The organism is Halorientalis sp. IM1011, assembly GCF_001989615.1.
Taxonomy (GTDB): domain Archaea; phylum Halobacteriota; class Halobacteria; order Halobacteriales; family Haloarculaceae; genus Halorientalis.
On the sequence record NZ_CP019067.1, the window covers coordinates 2,923,774 to 2,940,404 of the forward strand.

Below are 16,631 nucleotides of genomic sequence, written 5' to 3' on the forward strand. Positions count from 1 at the left end.
CACCGGATGTCCGTCAGGCAGGTCGCTCCTCTCCCGCGCCGTCGTCCGTTCCGACGTCCTCGTCGGAGCGGGAGCGCGCGAACAGTACACCGGCGATGGTGTGGGGGCTGTGGTCGCGCAGAACCGCGAGCAGGTTCGCGGCGAACACGACGGAGCCGAGGGCGACGAGCGCGCCCGCGAGCGGGACGGCCAGCGCTGGCAGGGCGAACAGTTCCGCGGCGACCAGGATGATCGCGCCGCCCAGAATCAGGCCGAAGTCCGCCGCGGCCAGTCGGTCGTCGTAGAGGTCGTCGATCATGGGCACGTCCTCGAACCCCAGCAGGTCGCTGTAGCGGTGGACCCAGACGATGAAGGGGACGATGTGGTACAGCGTCCCGAGGACGACGAACCCGACGACGCCCAGCGCGAGCAGGTGGACGGTGCCGGGCCCGCCGAAGCGGTGGGTCAGCGCGAGGGGGTCGGCAAGCCACGCCGGGGCGGTGAGCAGGCTCCAGGCGGCCATCGCCGCGGCGACGACGGCGTACCGCGAGAGCATCGGCGTCCAGTCGACACGGGTCTCGACCAGCCGGCGAGCCAGCAGGATCGAGAAGCCGGCCACGGCGACGACGATCAGGAGGCCCCCCACACGTGCCAGCGGCGTGCTCCCGACCAGCCGACCGCCCGCGAGCGCGAGGACGCCCGCTGGGTAGCCGTAGGACTCGATCCGGCGGAGGTGGTGATCGATCCCGTGGAGCTCGGTCTGGGTGAACATCGTCCCGAGCTGGTAGAGCGCGCCGAAGACGGTCCCCAGGATCGCGCCGAAGACGGCGAGCGTGGCGTGTGCACCCACCGTGCTGAACCGGGTGATCGGCAGGTCGGCGAACACGGGAACGGCATAGTCGAGCGCGAGCAGGAACCCGAGCCCGGTCACGAGCACGAAACAGGCGAGTGCGAACGCGAAGTGGGCCTCCGTCACGTCGAGGCCGTCGACGCGGGCGAGCGTCCGCCCGAGGTTGTAGGCGAACGTCCAGAACCCGGCCACCGCGAGCGTCCCGAAGACGTGGACCCAGGGCAGGGCTCCGAACAGGAAGCTCCCGGCCATCCCGAGGAGGCCGGCGACGACCAGCGGGAGCTGGACGCTCGCGAGTCGGCGCGAGTACAGCGAAACGCCGGACCAGACGGGAACGAACTGCGTCATCGCTCCCATGATGGTGATACAGATCCAGCCGGCCAGCAGGAGGTGGACGTGGGCGAGGGTGGCGAGCCCGGGCAGCCCGACGGCGGTGTCGGCGGCCGCGAGCCCGACCGCGCCGACGAGGAACCCGATCGCGACGACGAAGTGCCGGAGCGGGACGGTCATCGGCGGTCCCTGTCCGGCGTCGATGTTTCCGGGAACTACGCTCATGGTCGTAAGTACGTGTCGGGCGGCCGAACGACTGTGCCCGAACGTGTTCGCCAGGGATCGGGCGAGCGGTCGCTCAGGCGTGTTCGATGTCGACGTGGAACTCGTCGGGCCCGACCCGTTCGGTCTCGTGGGTGAACCCGCGCTGTTCCAGCACCGCGTACAGCGGTTCGGGCTCGAAGCTGTTGATCAGGCGCAGCCGCTCACCGTCGGGGAGGTCGTCGAGGGCCGCCATGATGTCGTCGAACGGTTCACCGTCGATGTCGCGCACGTCGAGCCGTCTGTGGGTGGGGATATCCTGGCTCATACTTCGAGGTTCGTGAGAACTGCGGTCCGTCTTGTCCCGGACATGTTCGACCCGTCGGTGGGACGATCACTCGATCGTTCGCGGTTCGTCGCCGGTATCGAGCGGGACGGGGTCGGCGTCCTCGTCGAGATCGTGGGTGGAGTAGCGCCGGACCGCCTCCGCGGGGCAGAGCCACACGTCGTCGGCGAACCAGGCGAACAGCTTCGTCGCCTGTTCGTAGGCCACGTCGGCGTCGGGGGCGGTGACGCTCCCGACGTAGCGCATGCGGCCGTCGCTCTCTTCGCGGACGAACACCTCCCACTCGCGTTCGGTAGCGTCCCGCGGTGCATCGCCGACGCGGGCGCGTTCGGGTTTCTCGACCATGGATATCGTCAGCAGTCGGACGGCGAATCAGTTGTGCCGAATCCGTTCGTCACATCTCGTAGCCGGCGTAGTCCATCAGGTCGGCGAAGATGTCGGTGTCCATCGCCTCCTCGTAGACGATGCCGGTGACCATGCCGCCGGGGTAGGACGCGGCGGCGTCGAGGCCGTTCGTGGCGTGGTTGACCTTGTGACAGTGCATCAGATAGATGCCGGGCTCGGCGTTGGCCTCGAACTCGATGGTGCGTCGCTGTGCGGGTGCGACGTTGACGATGTCCTGTTCGACGCGGAGCGCGTCGGGGAGCTGGGTGCCGTCCTTCTCGACCACTTCGAACCGGTGATTGTGCGTGTGCATCGGGTGGGCCATGTACCCGCCGACGTTCACGAGGTGGACCCGGACCGTATCGCCCTTGCTGACGATCAGCGGCGAGCCGTCCTCCGGGTGCAAGGTACGGGGCAGGGACCGGCCGTTGATCGTGAACACGTCTGCCTTGCGGTGGTGGGCGCTGTAGCTCACGTCCTCGCCGCCGTACATTCGTGAGAGCCGGGAGTCCCAGTCCTTGACGGTGAGGAAGTACTCGCGGTCGGCCTCCTGATACCCCTCGGGATCGACCCGGAAGATACCGTACATCCCCATCTCGATGTGCTGGTGGGTCTGGTAGTGGCAGTGATAGCCGTGGGTCCCGGGGGTGTTGGCGGGGATCTCGTAGGTGTGTTTCTCGCCGGCCGGGACCTGAATCCCGGAGGTCGTCGGGACGCCGTCGTCCTTCCAGGCCTTCTGGACGCCGTGGAAGTGGACGGTGTGGGGCCGCTTGCCGTCGGTGTTGTCCAGCGTCACGTCGATAACGTCACCCTCCTGTGCACGCAGGACGGGGCCCGGAACGCTGGGCTGGCCGTCGTCGGCCGCGAACGCCCACACTCGTGGGAGTTCGATGGGACCGCCAAGCGAGTCCTCGGGATGGACCGGGAGCCGTGCCGGCACGGTCTTCAGCGTGACCTCGTTACCCTGCTCTGCGAGGTCGACCATCTCCGGCGGGGCCGCGGCTGGCAGCGACGACTGGTTCGACTTGGACGACTGGGTCGTCGCCGTTCCGGCGCTATCTGCGCGCGGCGCGCCCTGACAGCCGGCCAGGGCGACGGCCGTCGCACCACTGGTAGCCTTCACGAAATCGCGACGCGAGAACCGCGTTCCCGGCGCACTCATCTGATCACTCATGACACCACGATGTTTGGGGGATTGATATATACCTCACGTGGGTATTCCAACGGTCCGGGAATTGAATCGAACGTGTTCGGCCCAGAAACGTTCCGAATCGGCCCGGCTCCCTGGCCTGCACACGCTGGGGAAGTCCTTTCGAGGGGAGACGGTGTACCCGGCCTGTGCGGCTGCTCCACCTCTCGGTTCCAACGGAGGACCGTGACGCGGTGGTCGACACTATCGAGGAGGGCGAGTTCGGATACTTCGAGACGGTCGGTGGGGGTGACCGGGACGACCACACGCTCGTCTCGGTCGTCGTGCCGGCCGACGCGGTCGAACACGTCCTCGAGGACCTCGACGCGGCCGGGTACGACGACTCGACGTTCACCGTGTCGGTCGAAACCCAGTTCGCGAACTTTCCCGGGATCGACGGGATACAGGACGCGTGGGCCGACACGCCGAACAAATTGGCTCCGCGGACGCTCCGCTCGAAGGCCAAGGACATGCGGTACAACACGCGGGCGTATCTCTGGATGATGATCCTGGCCGCCGTCGTCGCCGTCGCAGGCCTCCTGCTTGCCTCCCCCGCCGTGGTCGTGGGGTCGATGGTCATCGCACCCATCGTCAGCCCGATGCTGACCGCGAGCGTCGGGGCCGTCCGCAGCGACCGGGCGATGCTGTACGAGAGCCTCAAGATGCAGGTCGCCGGCCTGATCGTGGCGACCCTCGCCGCCGCCGCGTTCAGCCTCGCCGTCAAGGAGTTTTTCGCCGTCCCGCAGGCGCTCGCGATCACGAGCCTCGAACTCGTCGCCTTGCGGACCTCGCCCGGACTGTTGTCGATCACCGTCGGGTTGGCGGCCGGTGCGGCCGGTGCCTTCGGCCTGGCGACGAAGGGTCAGGTGAGCATCGTCGGCGTCATGATCGCTGCGGCGTTGATCCCCACGGCCGGCGTCGCCGGGATCGGGCTGGCGTGGGCCGAGTTCCAGCTCGGCCTCGGGGCGCTGGTGTTGCTGTTCGCGACGATCGTGGCGGTGAACGTCGGCGCGTTCTCGATGCTGTGGTATCTCGGCTATCAGGACGAACCGGGACCGGGAAGGCCCATCTCGACCGATTCGCTCGGGCGGACGCTGCAGGTCGGGGGGACCTTCTTCCTCATCTTCGTCATCGTGGCGTTCGTCGCCGTCGGGTTCGTCCAGCAGAGCGCTTTCGAGCGGACGGCCAACGGTGCCGCGACGGACGTGTTGAACCGCGCGGAGTACCAGGGGCTGGAAGTCACGGAGTCGTCCTACGAATACACCGGTATCGGCCCGTTCACGACCCCGACGAGCGTCACTTACTCGATCCGACGGACGAGCGACAGGGCACACGCGAACCTTCCGAGGGCACTCGACCGGCGCATCGCAGCGGCGACGGGCGCGAACGTCACCGTTCAGGTCCGGTTCGTCGACTACCAGGTGTCGGGGACCGGATCGGACGCAGGCCCCCGACCCGGGAGAGCCACCACCGCCCGCGGATAACTGGGGAGGCGCCACTTCGTGGCCGCTCGCCACCACGACCAAAATCTATTTGGGCCTCTCCGTCGTGGCTGTGAGCAAGCTCGCTTGCTATAGATAAAGCAAGATTGTATACATATGGTCGAGGACACACTCGTACTCGTCGGGCAGGAGGGAACACACGCCAGGGAGACGCTGGCGACCCACGCGGAACGGATCGAGCGACGCGGTGCGGTCGACGTAGCCCACGCGGTCACGTACGCAGAGGAGCCGGGTCGGGAACTCCGGGACCGGTTTCGGGACGTCGAGGGCGGCATCGTCTACGTACTGCCGGCGTCGCTGGCCCACAGTCGCGAGACGACGGACGTGTTACCCCGGACGTTCCCCGCGTTCGAGGGGACGGTCCGGTACTGTGAACCCGTCGGCGCGAGCCCTGCCATCACGAGACTGGTGATAGAGCGCGCGGCCGCCTTGACCGAACCGGGATCCGACGCCACGCTCGTCCTCGTCGGACAGGGGAGCAGTTCCCAGCCCTACCACCGGCAGATGGTCGAGTACCACGCCACCCGGATCGCCGACCGTACCGACTACGCCGCCGTCGAGCCTTCCTACCTCCTGCAGAACCCCGCCGTCGAGTGTGTCCGCTATGCCGTGGAGACCGACCGATCGGTCGCCGTCCCGCTCTTTCTGACAGCGAACGCGACGACCGACCACCGGATCCCCGCGAAACTCGAACTCCACCGCGGCGGAATGGCCTACGCCGACCCGCTGGGTGACCACCCGCTCGTGACCGACGCCATCGAAGGCGAGATCACCCGACAACGCGCTCTAGCGGCCACAGATCGTGCCCAACCCGCTTCCTTCGAGGACGCGCTGGTGCAGGGGGCGCGATCGGTCGCGACCGACGGCGAGGGACGGATCTAGCGCGGAGCATCCTCTGACCGAACCCGGCCCACAGGTGTCGACCGACCACGCGCCGTGTTCGTCCCGACCGTCTTTGCTAACATATTTGAGCGGAGGGCTCCTCGTTTACGGTATACGTGTATTCTCCGCTCCCCGGTGTCCAGCGACGCGCTCCCGTCTCGGAACCGTTCACAGCCGACGGAGGTGAACTGTGAACCCGAGCCGCGTCGACTCGATAGTCGATCTCACCTATGGCCTGCTGATCGCCCTTTCAGTCGCGCTGATCGTAGTCGCCGACAACGCCGTCGGGCTGGCGTTCGGGTTCGGGGTCCTGCTATCCTATCTCATCCACGTCGTCTGGAAGATGGCTCGCTTCGATCCGGACTGGATGACCACGGCGGTCAAAGAGACCGTACAGGAGACCGTCGACGAGACGGTCGAAGAGAAAGTCGGCGAGACCGTGGAGAAGACCGTCGACGAAACGGTCGGCGAAACGGTCGAAGAGACGGTCGGTGAAACTGTCGAGGAAACCGTCGGAGAAACTGTCGAGGAGAAAGTCGGTGAAACTGTCGAGGAAACCGTCGGTGAAACTGTCGAGGAGACAGTCGAGGAAACCGTCGGAGAAACTGTCGAGGAAAAGGTCGGCGAGGCGGTCGAAGAGAAGGTCGGTGAGACGGTGGAGAAGACTGTCGACGAAACCGTCGAGGAGAAAGTCGGTGAGACGGTGGAGAAGACCGTCGACGAAACCGTCGAGGAGACAGTGGGCGAAACGGTCGAGGAGACGGTCGGACAGGCGGTCGAGGAGAAGGTAACGGAGACCGTCGAGGAGACGGTCGAGGAGACGCTCGAAGAACAACTCGACGGTGACGAGGACGACGAGTCGACCGACGAGGACGACGAGGCCGACGAATCGATCGACGAGAACGACGAGGACAGGTGGAACTGATGGTTCAAGTACTGCTCGTGGCCGGCGTTCTCGTGGCGATGTTCGTCGCGTACAACATCGGGGGGTCCACGACGGGGCCGGCGTTCGGGCCGGCCGTCGGCGCGGACGCCATCTCGAAGACCGGTGCGGCGGCGCTGATGGGCGTGTTCTTCTTCCTCGGTGCCTGGACGATCGGTCGGAACGTCGTGACGAAGCTCGGAACGGAACTGGTGGTCGACACCGGGGTGTTCACGCTCGAAACGTCGATCGCGGTCCTGTTTTTCATCGGCGTCGCGCTACTCGTCGGGAACGTCTTCGGCGTCCCGGCCTCGACCTCGATGACCGCCGTGGGAGCCATCGCGGGGCTGGCACTGGCCGGCGAAGTGCTCGACCTCGCGGTCATGGGCGAGATCGTCATCTGGTGGGTCGTCTCTCCGATCATCGGCTTCTGGGTGTCGCTGATCATCGGCCGGTACTTCTACGCGCGACTCAATCGGTTCGTCGCGATGGAGCGTAGCGAGGGACCCCTACTCGACTGGGATCGCTCGGGGCTGGTTCCGATCCCACGCGTCCATCGGACGACCAACCGCCGGGAGCTGATCGGGACGGTCACCGTCGTCGCCATCGGCTGTCTGATGGCCTTTAGCTCCGGGACCTCGAACATCGCCAACGCCGTCGCACCGCTGGTCGGGAGCGGTGAACTGGCGATGGATCCCGCGATCGCCCTCGGCGGTGTCGCCGTGACGATCGGTGCGTTCACGATCGCCCGACGGACGCTGGAGACGATGGGCAGCGACATCACCGAACTCCCGCTGACGGCTGCGATCGTCGTCGCGTCGGTCAGTTCGACGCTCGTCGTCTTCCTCTCGATACTGGGCATTCCGGCGAGCTTCGTCATCATCGCGACGGTGTCGATCATCGGGCTGGGGTGGGGGCGAGCGACTCGACCGGTGACCGTTCCGGAAGCGGTCAGAGCGGAGAAATCGCCGCCGATGACCGTCGACGCGTTGGCCGACGACGAACCGGGCGAGGAGTTGCCGCCCATCGGCGAGGAGGATCCCGAGGAGATACCGCGTGCGGGAGATCTGTTCGACCCCGCGACGACCGCCCGCGTCGTCCTGATGCAGAACGTCGTGCCCGCCATCGCGACACTCGGCGCGTACCTCACTTTCCGGTTCGTCCCGATCTTCGGCCTCTGAACGAACGACCAACCTACGTTCGTCGCACGACCAGTACCGACAGGTCCGAGAATGGCGTCTCCTCCGATCCGTCGCCGCCAGCGTGGTCGGCCAGCCCCCCGAGCGTCGTCCGCGTGATCGACTCGTCCTCGTGGGTCAGCCGTTCCAGCACGAGCGCGTCGAGATCGTCCGGCGCGCCCGCGTCCAGCAACTCGGCGGCTACGTCGCCGGGCATCAGATCGTAGGGGCGCGGCAGGACGAGCAGGTGTCGCTCGCCGACCGCATCCCGGAGCCGGTCGAGATCGGCCGATAGATCACCGCTCTTGTGCAGGGTCACGAATTCGCTGTCCTCCATCGGTGTTCGGGCCATGGAGGCGGCCACCTGTAGCGCGGAGATTCCGGGTATCACGCGGACAGGTCCCGCACCCTCGTTCTCGACGGCCCGCTCGACCTTCCCGAGGAACTGGTAGCCCGAATGGTTCGGGTCGCCCATCAGCACCGCCGTCCCGGTCTCGCCGTCGGCGACCCGCTCGGCGAACCGGGCGAGCGTCTCACCCTCGTCGCGGTAGCCACAGGTAAGCAAGTCGGCGTCGGTCAGGTCGGCGACGAACTCGACGACCGTCTCGAAGCCGACCACCACGTCCGCGTCCGCGACGGCCCGCCGACCGCGCGGCGTCAGGAACTCGGGGTTTCCGGGGCCGATACCCACGGCGTGGATCGGCTCGTCAGCATCGGCCGCTTCCGGCGCGCTCGCCGCGAAGTCCGCGGGGTCCGGACCGGAATCCAGGTCGTACTCCTCGCTTTCGGCGTCGCTCATCGGTCCAGGTCGACGTTCGTCAGGTCACCGGAGCGGTGGTCGCTGGCGACGTGAACCAGTTCGTTCGTCAGCCCGGCCGCCAGCCCGCTTCCGCCGCGCCGGCCGACGTTCGTGATCGCTGGCACGCCGTGGGCGGCGGCGACTTCCCGGAGTCGCTTCCGGCTCTCCGCGGCCTTGACGAACCCGACCGGCGTCGCGACGACGACGGCCGGCCGCGTGCCGTCCTCGATGCAGTCGGCCAGCGCCAGCGCCGCAGTCGGTGCGTTGCCCACGACGGCAACCGCGTCGTCGTAGACGCCCTCGCGGTCGAGTTCCAGCACCGAGGCGGCGGTGCGGGTCATCCCGGTCTCGGCGGCCAGCTCCGCGCCGTTGCCGATGGCCTTCCGGACCGGGCAGTCGTGGCCGCGGCCGGTGATGCCCTCCTTGACCATCGTGATGTCGGTGACAATGGGCCGTTCGTCGAGGACGGCTCGCGCGCCCGCGACGACGGGCTCGTCCTCGGTCTCGCCGGTGAACCGGACGAGGTGCTGGAACTCGGGGTCGCCCGTGGCGTGGACCGATTTCTGTCTGATGCGGTCCGCCAGCGTCTCGTCGGGGACGAGTTCGCGCACGCGGTCCATCGAGGTCTCGGCGATCTCCATGGCGTTCTCGGTGGTCGCGCCGAGGTCGGCGTACGCCTCGAACTCCGAGCCATCCGCGTCGGCGGTTGCACCGCCTCCGTCTCGCGACTCCTCCGGAGTCGCGCCATCAGTCGTCATCGCTGGTCACCTCCTCGGAATCGTGACCGGCGCGGTCCGCAGCCGCCCGCGCCTCCAGATCACCGTCTACGTCGAGGTTGATGTCACGCAACCGGTCCTCCAACTCGGTGTCGGCGTCCCAGAGCCCGCGGTCGATGGCTTCCAGCAGGGTGTCGGTGATCGAGTCCAGCGCCCACGGATTCACGTCCTTCAACCAGTCCTGGCGCTCCTCGTCGAAGGCGAACTTCTCGGCCACGTCCGCCCAGAGGTGGTCCGAGACGACGCCGGTGGTGGCGTCCCAGCCGAGCACCACGTCGACGGTGGTCGAGAGGTCGCCAGCGCCCTTGTAGCCGTGCTCCTCCATGGAGTCGAGCCACTCCGGATTGAGGACCCGGGCGCGCATCGCCTTCCGGACCTTCTCCTCGTTGGTGTAGACGTCCACGTTGTCCGGATCGGCCGAGTCGCCCACGTAGGACGCGGGTTCCTCGCCGCTGGTCTCGGCGACAGCGGTGATGAATCCGCCGTGGAAGGCGTACCAGTCCGAGGAGTCGAACTCGTCCTGTTCGGCCGTATCCTCGATCTTGACGGTCGCGTCGACGTTGCCGAGGCGGCGCTCGAACGCGTCGTGGGCCTCGGAGACCTTTCCACGGGACCCCATCGCGTAGCCGCCCCACTGGACGTACACGTCGGCGAGGTCGCCGCGGTCGTCCCAGTTGCCCTCGTCGACGGCCTTGTTCGTCCCCGCGCCGTAGCCGCCGGGTCGCGTCGTGAACACGCGGTGTGTCGCCGCGTCGCGAGCCTCGTCGGGGTCGAGTCCGTCGGCCTCCAGTTTCTCGGCCTCCTCCTCGACGTGTTTCTTGACGTAGTTCATCTCGTGGGGTTCGTCCAGGTCGACCACGGCGTCGACGGCGTCGTGGATCACGCCCGCCGCCGCGGGGAAGGCGTCCCGGAACAACCCCGAAACCCTGGTCGTCACGTCGATTCTGGGTCTGTCGAGTTCCTCCAGCGGGATCGGTTCCACACCGTCGACTCGGCCGGCGTCGGTCCACTGCGGTTCGACGCCCATCAGGGCCAGCACCTGTGCGATGGTCTCGCCGCGGGTCCGGACGGTCGGGGTGCCCCACGCGACCACGCCGATCTCCTCGGGGTATTCGCCTTCCTCGTCGTGGTGTCGTACAGCAACGCCGTCGGCGACCTCCCGGCCCACGTCCCACGCGCTCTTGGCCGGGACCTTCCGGGGGTCGAGCGTGTAGAAGTTCCGCGCCGTCGGGAGCAAGTCGACGCCGCCCCGGGTCGGCGCGCCCGACCCGCCCGGCGGAACGTACTCGCCGGCCAGTGCGTCCGCGGTGCGGGGGATCTCGTCTTCCGCCCCCGCCACGCGCGGCGCGGCCTCCTCACAGATGAACGAGAGTGCCTCGCGCAGGTCGTCGTGTGCGCCGGACTGCGCGCGAGCGTCCCCGAGCGGATCGATATCGACCACGAGCAGGTTCATGTTGACCTCGCTGTCGCCCTCGGCGAGTTCGCTCTCGGGCACGTCGAAGTCGTGGGCGGCCAGCGTCTCCACCAGATCGAGGCTGGTCTCGTACACCTCGTCGGCGGCCTGCGCGTAGGTCATGCCCAGTTCGTCGTCGTAGGTCCCGGGTTCGTCGAGCATCCGCTGGTAGTCGATCCCGAGCACGCCCGCGACGGCTTCCCGGAGGCTCGGTCCGCCGGGATTGTCCAGTCGCGTCAGCGCGACCAGGTACTCCGTCAGCCGGTCGTCTTCGGGTGGTTCACCCATCGTGTGCAGTCCGAGCCTGATCTGAGTCGTCTTCACGTCCGTCAGGTACTCGTGGATGCGCTCGACGAGGTCGTCGATAGCCACGTCGTCGCCCTCGACGGTGCCCTCCGCGAGCGTCGACCCGGCCTCGTCGGGCCCCCTGACATCTGCCTTCTCGTCGATCTCCCCTGCGATCCCCAACTCGACGGCCAGATCGAGGTCGTCGACCGCCTCGCGGATCCGATCAGCCAGCGCTTTGCCGTCGTCCGTGCGGGCGTCCTCCATCCCGGCCTCGCGGTAGCGGTCCGCGAGTTCCTCCAGGTCGGCCAGGTCGTCGTAGGTGCCGGCGTTGGACATCACCGGCGTCAGATAGTCGACGACCGCGGCGTAGGATCGGCGCTTGGCCTGGGTCCCCTCGCCGGGGTTGTTGATGATGTAGGGGTAGATGTTGGGCACGGCGTCGATCAGCTGGTCGGGCGCGCTCTCGCCGTCCAGCCCGACGGTCTTGCCGGGGAGCCACTCCAGACTGCCGTGGGTGCCCAGATGGACGACGGCGTCGGCGGCGAACTCCCGCTTGAGCCACTCGTAGAAGGCCACGTAGTCGTGGGGCGGCTGGAGGTCCGAGTCGTGGTAGACCTTCGAGGGGTCCATGCCGAACCCGCGCGGGGGCTGGACGGTGACGAGGACGTTGTCGAACTCGACGCCCGGGATGGCGAACGGCCGGTCGGGGGCCTCGCCCCACTCCTCGATAACGTTCTCCCGGAAGCGGTCGTCTTTGTCGTCGAACCAGTCCGTGTACTGCCCGGGTGCGACGGTATCGACCGAGAGCTCCCGTACGTCCTCGGGCGCGACCCAGCGGTCGTCGAGGGTCAACTGCGCGGTGAGGTCGTCGATCAGTGACTGGCCGTCAGTCGGAACGTCGCCGCCCATCTCGTACCCTCGGGCCCGTAGCTCGTCGAGGAGGTTGACCGTACTCTCCGGACTGTCGAGCCCGAAGGCGGTCCCGATGCCGTCGTCGCTGGGCGGGTAGTTGTGGAGGACGACGGCGACCTGCTTGTCCTCGTTGGGGGTGTGACGCAGTTCGGCCCAGTTGACCGCCAGGCGGGCGGCGTGGTCCACGCGGTCGTCGATGGGGAAGTGCTGTTTCGGGGCACTGCCGATGTCGGCCGCGTCGTCGGTGCGCTCCTTCCCGCTGATCGGGTGGGTGATGACGTTGCCGTCGAACTCCGGGAGGGCGACGGAGAGGGCCAGCTCGAAGCCCATCACGCCGGTGTCGCTCGCCTCGTACCGCGAGCGCGAGCGCATCGTCGTCACGGTCTGGATGACCGGGACGCCCAGCCTGTCGAGGAACACGTCCTCGGCGCTGTCGCCCTCGTCGTCGGCGCTGCGGCCGCGCTCGTCCATCGACAGCGAGAACATGAACGAGGAGAGGACGGCGTCGACCACGGGCTCGCCGCGAGCGTCCAGCAACCACTCCTCGGTGACGCGCTCGGCGTCCCACTGTCCGTCGGCGTCGGTGGCGGGCTCACAGAAAATCGGCAGGGCGTTTGCCCCCTCCGCTTCGACGGCGCGAACCTGCGCGTCGACGTAGCGGGTGTTCTCGTGGGTCCAGTGAGACTCGTAGAACCAGATCGCCACGGTCGGCGCGTCGGGGTCGAACGTCTCGACCAGTTCGTCGTAGCTCGCCGCCGGGTGATCCGGGTGGTAGACTCCCTCCGTCGGGAGGGTCACGGGATCGTCGTACGCGGGGTCGGCCGCGGGGTCGTAGGTGGCGACCAGATAGCGCAGGCAGTTGGCGACGTTCGCGGTGCCGCCACGGTCCAGGTACTCACAGACCCGCTCGCGCTCGCCGCTGGCGACCGTCGTGTCCTCGATGGCGAAGGCGTCGCCGGTCGACTCGACGATCAGCGGGACGCCCGCCTCGGCAAGGCGCTCGCGGGCGTGATCGTACCCAGGCATGCTGTCCTGGCCGCCGTGGAGCCAGAACACGACCGCCGTCGCGTCGGTCAGTTCGTCGACGAACGCGTCTACGTCGTCCACGCCGTCGAGGTCCCCGTCCGAGCGCACGACCAGGTCGACATCGACCTCTGCGGCCGCACGCTGGACCGCGCCCAGTTCGTTCTCCGTCGCGGTGTATAACCCGATCTTCGGCATAACGTTGTTAAACCTCTGTTTACTTAACGCAAGTATGGTTGATTACGCCCACGGCAAAAAAGCTTCGCAGGGCCGGGCGGAGAGTGGAGGTAGCCGGCCGGGCTTCGGCGAAATCGTCGGGCAAACGGAGTTCAAGCGGGCTTTACTCGCGACCGCGGCGAACGCCGACCTCGACGGGTTACTCGTCTCCGGCGAGAAGGGGACGGCCAAGTCGACGGCCGTCCGCGCGCTGGCCGATCTCCTCCCCGACCAGCGTGCGGTCGCCGACTGTCCGTACGGCTGCCCGCCCGAGGACCCCGACCGGCAGTGCTCGGACTGCCGGGAGCGCGACGACCCGCCAGTCGAGGAGCGGTCGGTCCCGCTCGTGACGCTCCCGCTCGGGGCGACCCGTGATCGGGTCGTCGGGACGCTCTCGGTGGAAGATGCCCTCGACGGCGAGAGTGAGTTCGAGCCCGGACTGCTGGCGCGGGCCAACCGCGGCATCCTCTACGTCGACGAGGTGAATCTGCTGGACGATCACCTCGTCGACGTGTTGCTCGACGCAGCCGCGAGCGGTGTCAACCGCGTCGAGCGCGACGGCGTGAGCGTCGTCCACCCAGCGGAGTTCACGCTGATCGGGACGATGAACCCCGAGGAGGGCGATCTGCGCCCCCAGCTACGGGATCGGTTCGCCCTTCAGGCAACGGTGACGGGCTGTCGCGAGATCGACGACCGCGTGGCGATCATCCGGCAGGCCCTCGGGGAGCACGAGGGTATGGCGGCTGATGACGATCCCGCGGCGCGACTCCGGCGTGCCCGCGCGACCCTTCCGGACGTGACGCTCCCGGACGAGTTCGCGGCCGAGATCGCCGAGTTGTGCCGGGATGCTGGCGTCGACGGCCACCGCGGGGATATCGCGATGGCACGGGCCGCCCGCGCGTTCGCGGCACTCGACGGCCGCGCGCGAGTGATCGCGTCGGACGTGCGGCGGGCCGCCGAACTGGCATTGCCCCACCGGCTCCAGTCGCGCCCCTTCGAAGATGCGCCGGATCCGGAGGACGTACTCGACGACCACTTCGATGAGGCTGACGGCGACGAAGCCGACAGTCCCGACGACGGCGACGGAACCGGCGACGCCGACGACGGACAGGGCGAACCCGACGATGCGGACGACGAACGGACACCGGAGGCGGGGACAGGTGACGACGGAGCTGAGTCCGGGTCCGGCGGAGAGGGATCGACGGACGGCACTGCGGACGGGGGCGGCGACGGGAGAGACGACGGACGGGACGGAAGCGGCGAGTCGGATTCCCGACCATCGCCGACCGCTGACGGTGGGACGGGCCGAAGCAACGCGATGCCCGAGAGCGGCGGAGATGCGGACGGAACGGGCGAGAGTGACGACGCAGATCCGGAGGGTGACGACGATGCGAACGAGGCGACAGACCCCGCGACGCCGTTGCTTCCCGGACAGCGCCGGGCGGATGTCGGGGATGCGGAGGCACCGGAGCTCTCGACGCCCGAAGCGATCGACAATGCGGGCGGTGATTCCGGGCGTGGCTCGCGTGCTCGGTCGACGCCGAGTCCGGACGCCGAGGGATCGCGGGTGCGGACGACGCGGGCCGACGCGAGCGACAGCGTCGACGCGGCGGCCTCGGTCCGGGCGGCGGCCCGGCGGGGCGGGTCGGCGGTCGAGTCGCGCGACCTCAGACAGTCCGTCAGAGCGGGCGAGACGGGTGCACTCGTGCTGTTCGTCGTCGACGCGAGCGCCTCGATGCGGGGCGCGATGCGGACGGCGAAGGGCACGGTACTGAAACTGCTGGAGGACGCCTACCAGCAGCGCGACGAAGTCGGGTTCGTCGCCGTCGCCGGGGACGGCGCCGAGGTGGTCCTCCCGCCGACCGACAGCGTCACCCGCGCCGCTCGCCACCTCAAGGACCTCCCGACGGGCGACCGGACGCCGCTGCCGGACGGCCTGCGGACGGCGCGCACGGTCCTGGACCGTGCCGACCCGGAGGCGGCGGTGGTCGTGCTGGTCACCGATGGACGGGCCAACGTCGCCGACGGGAGTCCGACCGCCGAAACCCGTACGGCCGCCCGTGAACTTGCAGCCACCGACGCCGAGACCGTCGTCGTCGACGCCGGCGATGGAGCCCGCGCCGGGGTGACCGATCTCGTCTGTGAGACCCTCGACGCGACCCGGGTTCCACTCTCGGCGCTCTCGGCCGACCGCGTGGCTGACGCCGTTGGCCGCAACTGAGAGTTGGCGCACTCGAAAGTTTTACAACTAAGCTTGCTGTTCTACAACTGTAGTTTACAATGGCGACAGCGAACACCGTTCACGGACGTATCGAATCGGCGCGGCCGGCGCTGACGACGCCACGGGTCGCGCTCGGACTCGCACTACTGGCGATTCTTGGCTTCACGCTCCTGTTCGTCCAGGAGCCGCTGGTCCACGACTCGCTTCACAACGCCCGGCACGCGGCCGGTATCACCTGCCACTGATGCTCGAATCGTATCTGGTGCGGGGGCTGAAGGCCGGGCTTGTCGCCGGCGTGGCACTAGGACTGTTCGTCGCCCTCCTGGCGAACCCGATGATCGCCGCCGCGGAGGGACTGGCCGGCGAGGGCGGCGGCCACAGCCACGCCGACGGCGGCCACGCGGACGGCGGTTCCGGCGGGCACCACGCCGGCGAAGGCGGGCACAGTCACGGCGGGGACGCGTCGGGTGTTCTCGATGTCGTCCCCGCGCCCCTGATCAGCGTCGTCGGGGGCGTGTTCTGGGGCCTGCTACTCGGTGTCGTGGCCTTCGGGCTCGCCTTCTACTTCCTCGAACCGGCGATTCCCGGGACCGGGGCGACCAAGAGTGCCGTCGCGGCTGCCGTGGGCTTCGTCACCGTCTCGGGTGCGCCGTGGCTCGTCCTGCCGCCCCAGCCGCCAGGGGTCGAGCAGGCACTGTCCGTGGACGCTCGGCTCCCCATCTACGCGGGCATGATGCTGGCCGGTCTCACGGCGTGTCTGCTCGCCGGATACACCTACAACCGGCTCCGTGATGACGGACGCGCCCGTGCGCTGGCCGGAGCCGCGGTCCCGTTCGCATTACTCGTGGGTCTCGCGATCGCTCTGCCGACGAACGCGACCACGCAGTCGCTCCCGGCCGCGTTCGTCGCCGCCTTCCGCGCACAGGTCCTGTTCGGTCAGTTGATGGTCTGGGGACTGCTGGCCGGCACCCACGCGTGGCTCGCGGACGGAGATTCCGACACCACCACCACTGGCCCGGTCGATGGGATTCCGTCCGATCCTCGACCTACCTCGGACTGATTCGCCCGCCCCATCGACTTCGGAACGGACTCGTAGTCGGCGAAACGGATCTATCAGGGCCTAACATGTTCGTTCCCGGAACGACCGTGTTAATCGACCCACATTTTCCGGGGGAATGCC

At 68.2% G+C, this 16,631-nt stretch carries 14 protein-coding genes; 7 read left to right on the forward strand and 7 right to left on the reverse strand.

Annotated features, from left to right (window positions below; all coding sequences use genetic code 11):
* Positions 1 to 13: 13 nt before the first annotated feature.
* From BV210_RS15155 to BV210_RS15170, 4 genes are all read right to left on the reverse strand, one after another.
* Positions 14 to 1,384: a hypothetical protein gene (locus tag BV210_RS15155; protein ID WP_077207454.1), complete on the reverse strand. Its 1,371-nt coding sequence runs from the start codon at positions 1,382 to 1,384 to the stop codon at positions 14 to 16.
* Between the two features lie 73 nt (positions 1,385 to 1,457).
* Positions 1,458 to 1,688, reverse strand: coding sequence for a DUF2249 domain-containing protein (locus BV210_RS15160; protein WP_077207455.1), 231 nt, complete (start codon positions 1,686 to 1,688; stop codon positions 1,458 to 1,460).
* A 66-nt stretch (positions 1,689 to 1,754) separates the two neighbouring features.
* Positions 1,755 to 2,051, reverse strand: a complete 297-nt coding sequence (locus tag BV210_RS15165) for an Htur_1727 family rSAM-partnered candidate RiPP (RefSeq protein WP_077207456.1) — start codon at positions 2,049 to 2,051, stop codon at positions 1,755 to 1,757.
* 49 nt (positions 2,052 to 2,100) lie between these two features.
* Positions 2,101 to 3,264: a multicopper oxidase domain-containing protein gene (locus tag BV210_RS15170; RefSeq protein ID WP_077207457.1), complete on the reverse strand. Its 1,164-nt coding sequence runs from the start codon at positions 3,262 to 3,264 to the stop codon at positions 2,101 to 2,103.
* 164 nt (positions 3,265 to 3,428) lie between these two features.
* Between BV210_RS15170 and BV210_RS15175 the strand changes: the two genes are divergently transcribed.
* The 4 genes from BV210_RS15175 (at position 3,429) to BV210_RS15190 (ending at position 7,766) form a co-directional block, all read left to right on the forward strand.
* Positions 3,429 to 4,763, forward strand: coding sequence for a DUF389 domain-containing protein (locus tag BV210_RS15175; protein WP_077207458.1), 1,335 nt, complete (start codon positions 3,429 to 3,431; stop codon positions 4,761 to 4,763).
* 114 nt (positions 4,764 to 4,877) lie between these two features.
* The gene (locus BV210_RS15180) at positions 4,878 to 5,663 is read left to right on the forward strand and encodes a CbiX/SirB N-terminal domain-containing protein (RefSeq protein WP_077207459.1); all 786 of its coding nucleotides are present in this window, start codon (positions 4,878 to 4,880) and stop codon (positions 5,661 to 5,663) included.
* Positions 5,664 to 5,853: 190 nt separating this feature from the next.
* A complete protein-coding gene (locus BV210_RS15185) occupies positions 5,854 to 6,588 on the forward strand; it encodes a hypothetical protein (RefSeq protein WP_077207460.1) in 735 nt (244 codons plus the stop codon).
* Positions 6,588 to 7,766: an inorganic phosphate transporter gene (locus tag BV210_RS15190; RefSeq protein ID WP_077207461.1), complete on the forward strand. Its 1,179-nt coding sequence runs from the start codon at positions 6,588 to 6,590 to the stop codon at positions 7,764 to 7,766. Before BV210_RS15185 ends, BV210_RS15190 begins: the two co-directional genes overlap by 1 nt.
* A 13-nt stretch (positions 7,767 to 7,779) precedes the next feature.
* On the opposite strand, the gene BV210_RS15195 is transcribed toward BV210_RS15190, so the two are convergent.
* From BV210_RS15195 to cobN, 3 genes are read right to left on the reverse strand one after another with little or no spacing between them, the layout of a single operon-like run.
* Positions 7,780 to 8,562 carry a cobalt-precorrin-7 (C(5))-methyltransferase gene (locus BV210_RS15195; RefSeq protein WP_077207462.1) on the reverse strand — a complete coding sequence of 261 codons (783 nt, stop codon included), beginning with the start codon at positions 8,560 to 8,562 and terminating at the stop codon, positions 7,780 to 7,782.
* Positions 8,559 to 9,320 carry a precorrin-8X methylmutase gene (locus BV210_RS15200; protein WP_077207463.1) on the reverse strand — a complete coding sequence of 254 codons (762 nt, stop codon included), beginning with the start codon at positions 9,318 to 9,320 and terminating at the stop codon, positions 8,559 to 8,561. Before BV210_RS15200 ends, BV210_RS15195 begins: the two co-directional genes overlap by 4 nt.
* The gene (cobN, locus tag BV210_RS15205; RefSeq protein ID WP_077207464.1) at positions 9,310 to 13,212 is read right to left on the reverse strand and encodes a cobaltochelatase subunit CobN; all 3,903 of its coding nucleotides are present in this window, start codon (positions 13,210 to 13,212) and stop codon (positions 9,310 to 9,312) included. The genes BV210_RS15200 and cobN overlap by 11 nt, the downstream gene beginning before the upstream one ends.
* Positions 13,213 to 13,246: 34 nt before the next feature.
* Between cobN and BV210_RS15210 the strand changes: the two genes are divergently transcribed.
* Genes BV210_RS15210 through BV210_RS15220 form a run of 3 tightly spaced genes read left to right on the forward strand, consistent with a single transcriptional unit; the run spans position 13,247 to position 16,511 of the window.
* Positions 13,247 to 15,451: a VWA domain-containing protein gene (locus tag BV210_RS15210; RefSeq protein ID WP_077207465.1), complete on the forward strand. Its 2,205-nt coding sequence runs from the start codon at positions 13,247 to 13,249 to the stop codon at positions 15,449 to 15,451.
* A gap of 59 nt (positions 15,452 to 15,510) precedes the next feature.
* A complete protein-coding gene (locus BV210_RS15215) occupies positions 15,511 to 15,696 on the forward strand; it encodes a CbtB domain-containing protein (RefSeq protein ID WP_077207466.1) in 186 nt (61 codons plus the stop codon).
* Entirely contained in the window at positions 15,696 to 16,511 is an 816-nt protein-coding gene (locus BV210_RS15220; RefSeq protein ID WP_077207467.1) for a CbtA family protein, read from the forward strand. Before BV210_RS15215 ends, BV210_RS15220 begins: the two co-directional genes overlap by 1 nt.
* The last annotated feature ends 120 nt before the right edge of the window (positions 16,512 to 16,631 follow it).

Coding starts and splice junctions, on each gene's coding strand:
- BV210_RS15160 (WP_077207455.1), bottom strand. CDS start 1,688: ATGAGCCAGGATATCCCCACCCACAGACGGCTCGACGTGCGCGACATC.
- BV210_RS15215 (WP_077207466.1), top strand. CDS start 15,511: ATGGCGACAGCGAACACCGTTCACGGACGTATCGAATCGGCGCGGCCG.
- BV210_RS15210 (WP_077207465.1), top strand. CDS start 13,247: ATGGTTGATTACGCCCACGGCAAAAAAGCTTCGCAGGGCCGGGCGGAG.
- cobN (WP_077207464.1), bottom strand. CDS start 13,212: ATGCCGAAGATCGGGTTATACACCGCGACGGAGAACGAACTGGGCGCG.
- BV210_RS15180 (WP_077207459.1), top strand. CDS start 4,878: ATGGTCGAGGACACACTCGTACTCGTCGGGCAGGAGGGAACACACGCC.
- BV210_RS15190 (WP_077207461.1), top strand. CDS start 6,588: ATGGTTCAAGTACTGCTCGTGGCCGGCGTTCTCGTGGCGATGTTCGTC.
- BV210_RS15170 (WP_077207457.1), bottom strand. CDS start 3,264: ATGAGTGATCAGATGAGTGCGCCGGGAACGCGGTTCTCGCGTCGCGAT.
- BV210_RS15155 (WP_077207454.1), bottom strand. CDS start 1,384: ATGAGCGTAGTTCCCGGAAACATCGACGCCGGACAGGGACCGCCGATG.
- BV210_RS15195 (WP_077207462.1), bottom strand. CDS start 8,562: ATGAGCGACGCCGAAAGCGAGGAGTACGACCTGGATTCCGGTCCGGAC.
- BV210_RS15200 (WP_077207463.1), bottom strand. CDS start 9,320: ATGACGACTGATGGCGCGACTCCGGAGGAGTCGCGAGACGGAGGCGGT.
- BV210_RS15165 (WP_077207456.1), bottom strand. CDS start 2,051: ATGGTCGAGAAACCCGAACGCGCCCGCGTCGGCGATGCACCGCGGGAC.
- BV210_RS15220 (WP_077207467.1), top strand. CDS start 15,696: ATGCTCGAATCGTATCTGGTGCGGGGGCTGAAGGCCGGGCTTGTCGCC.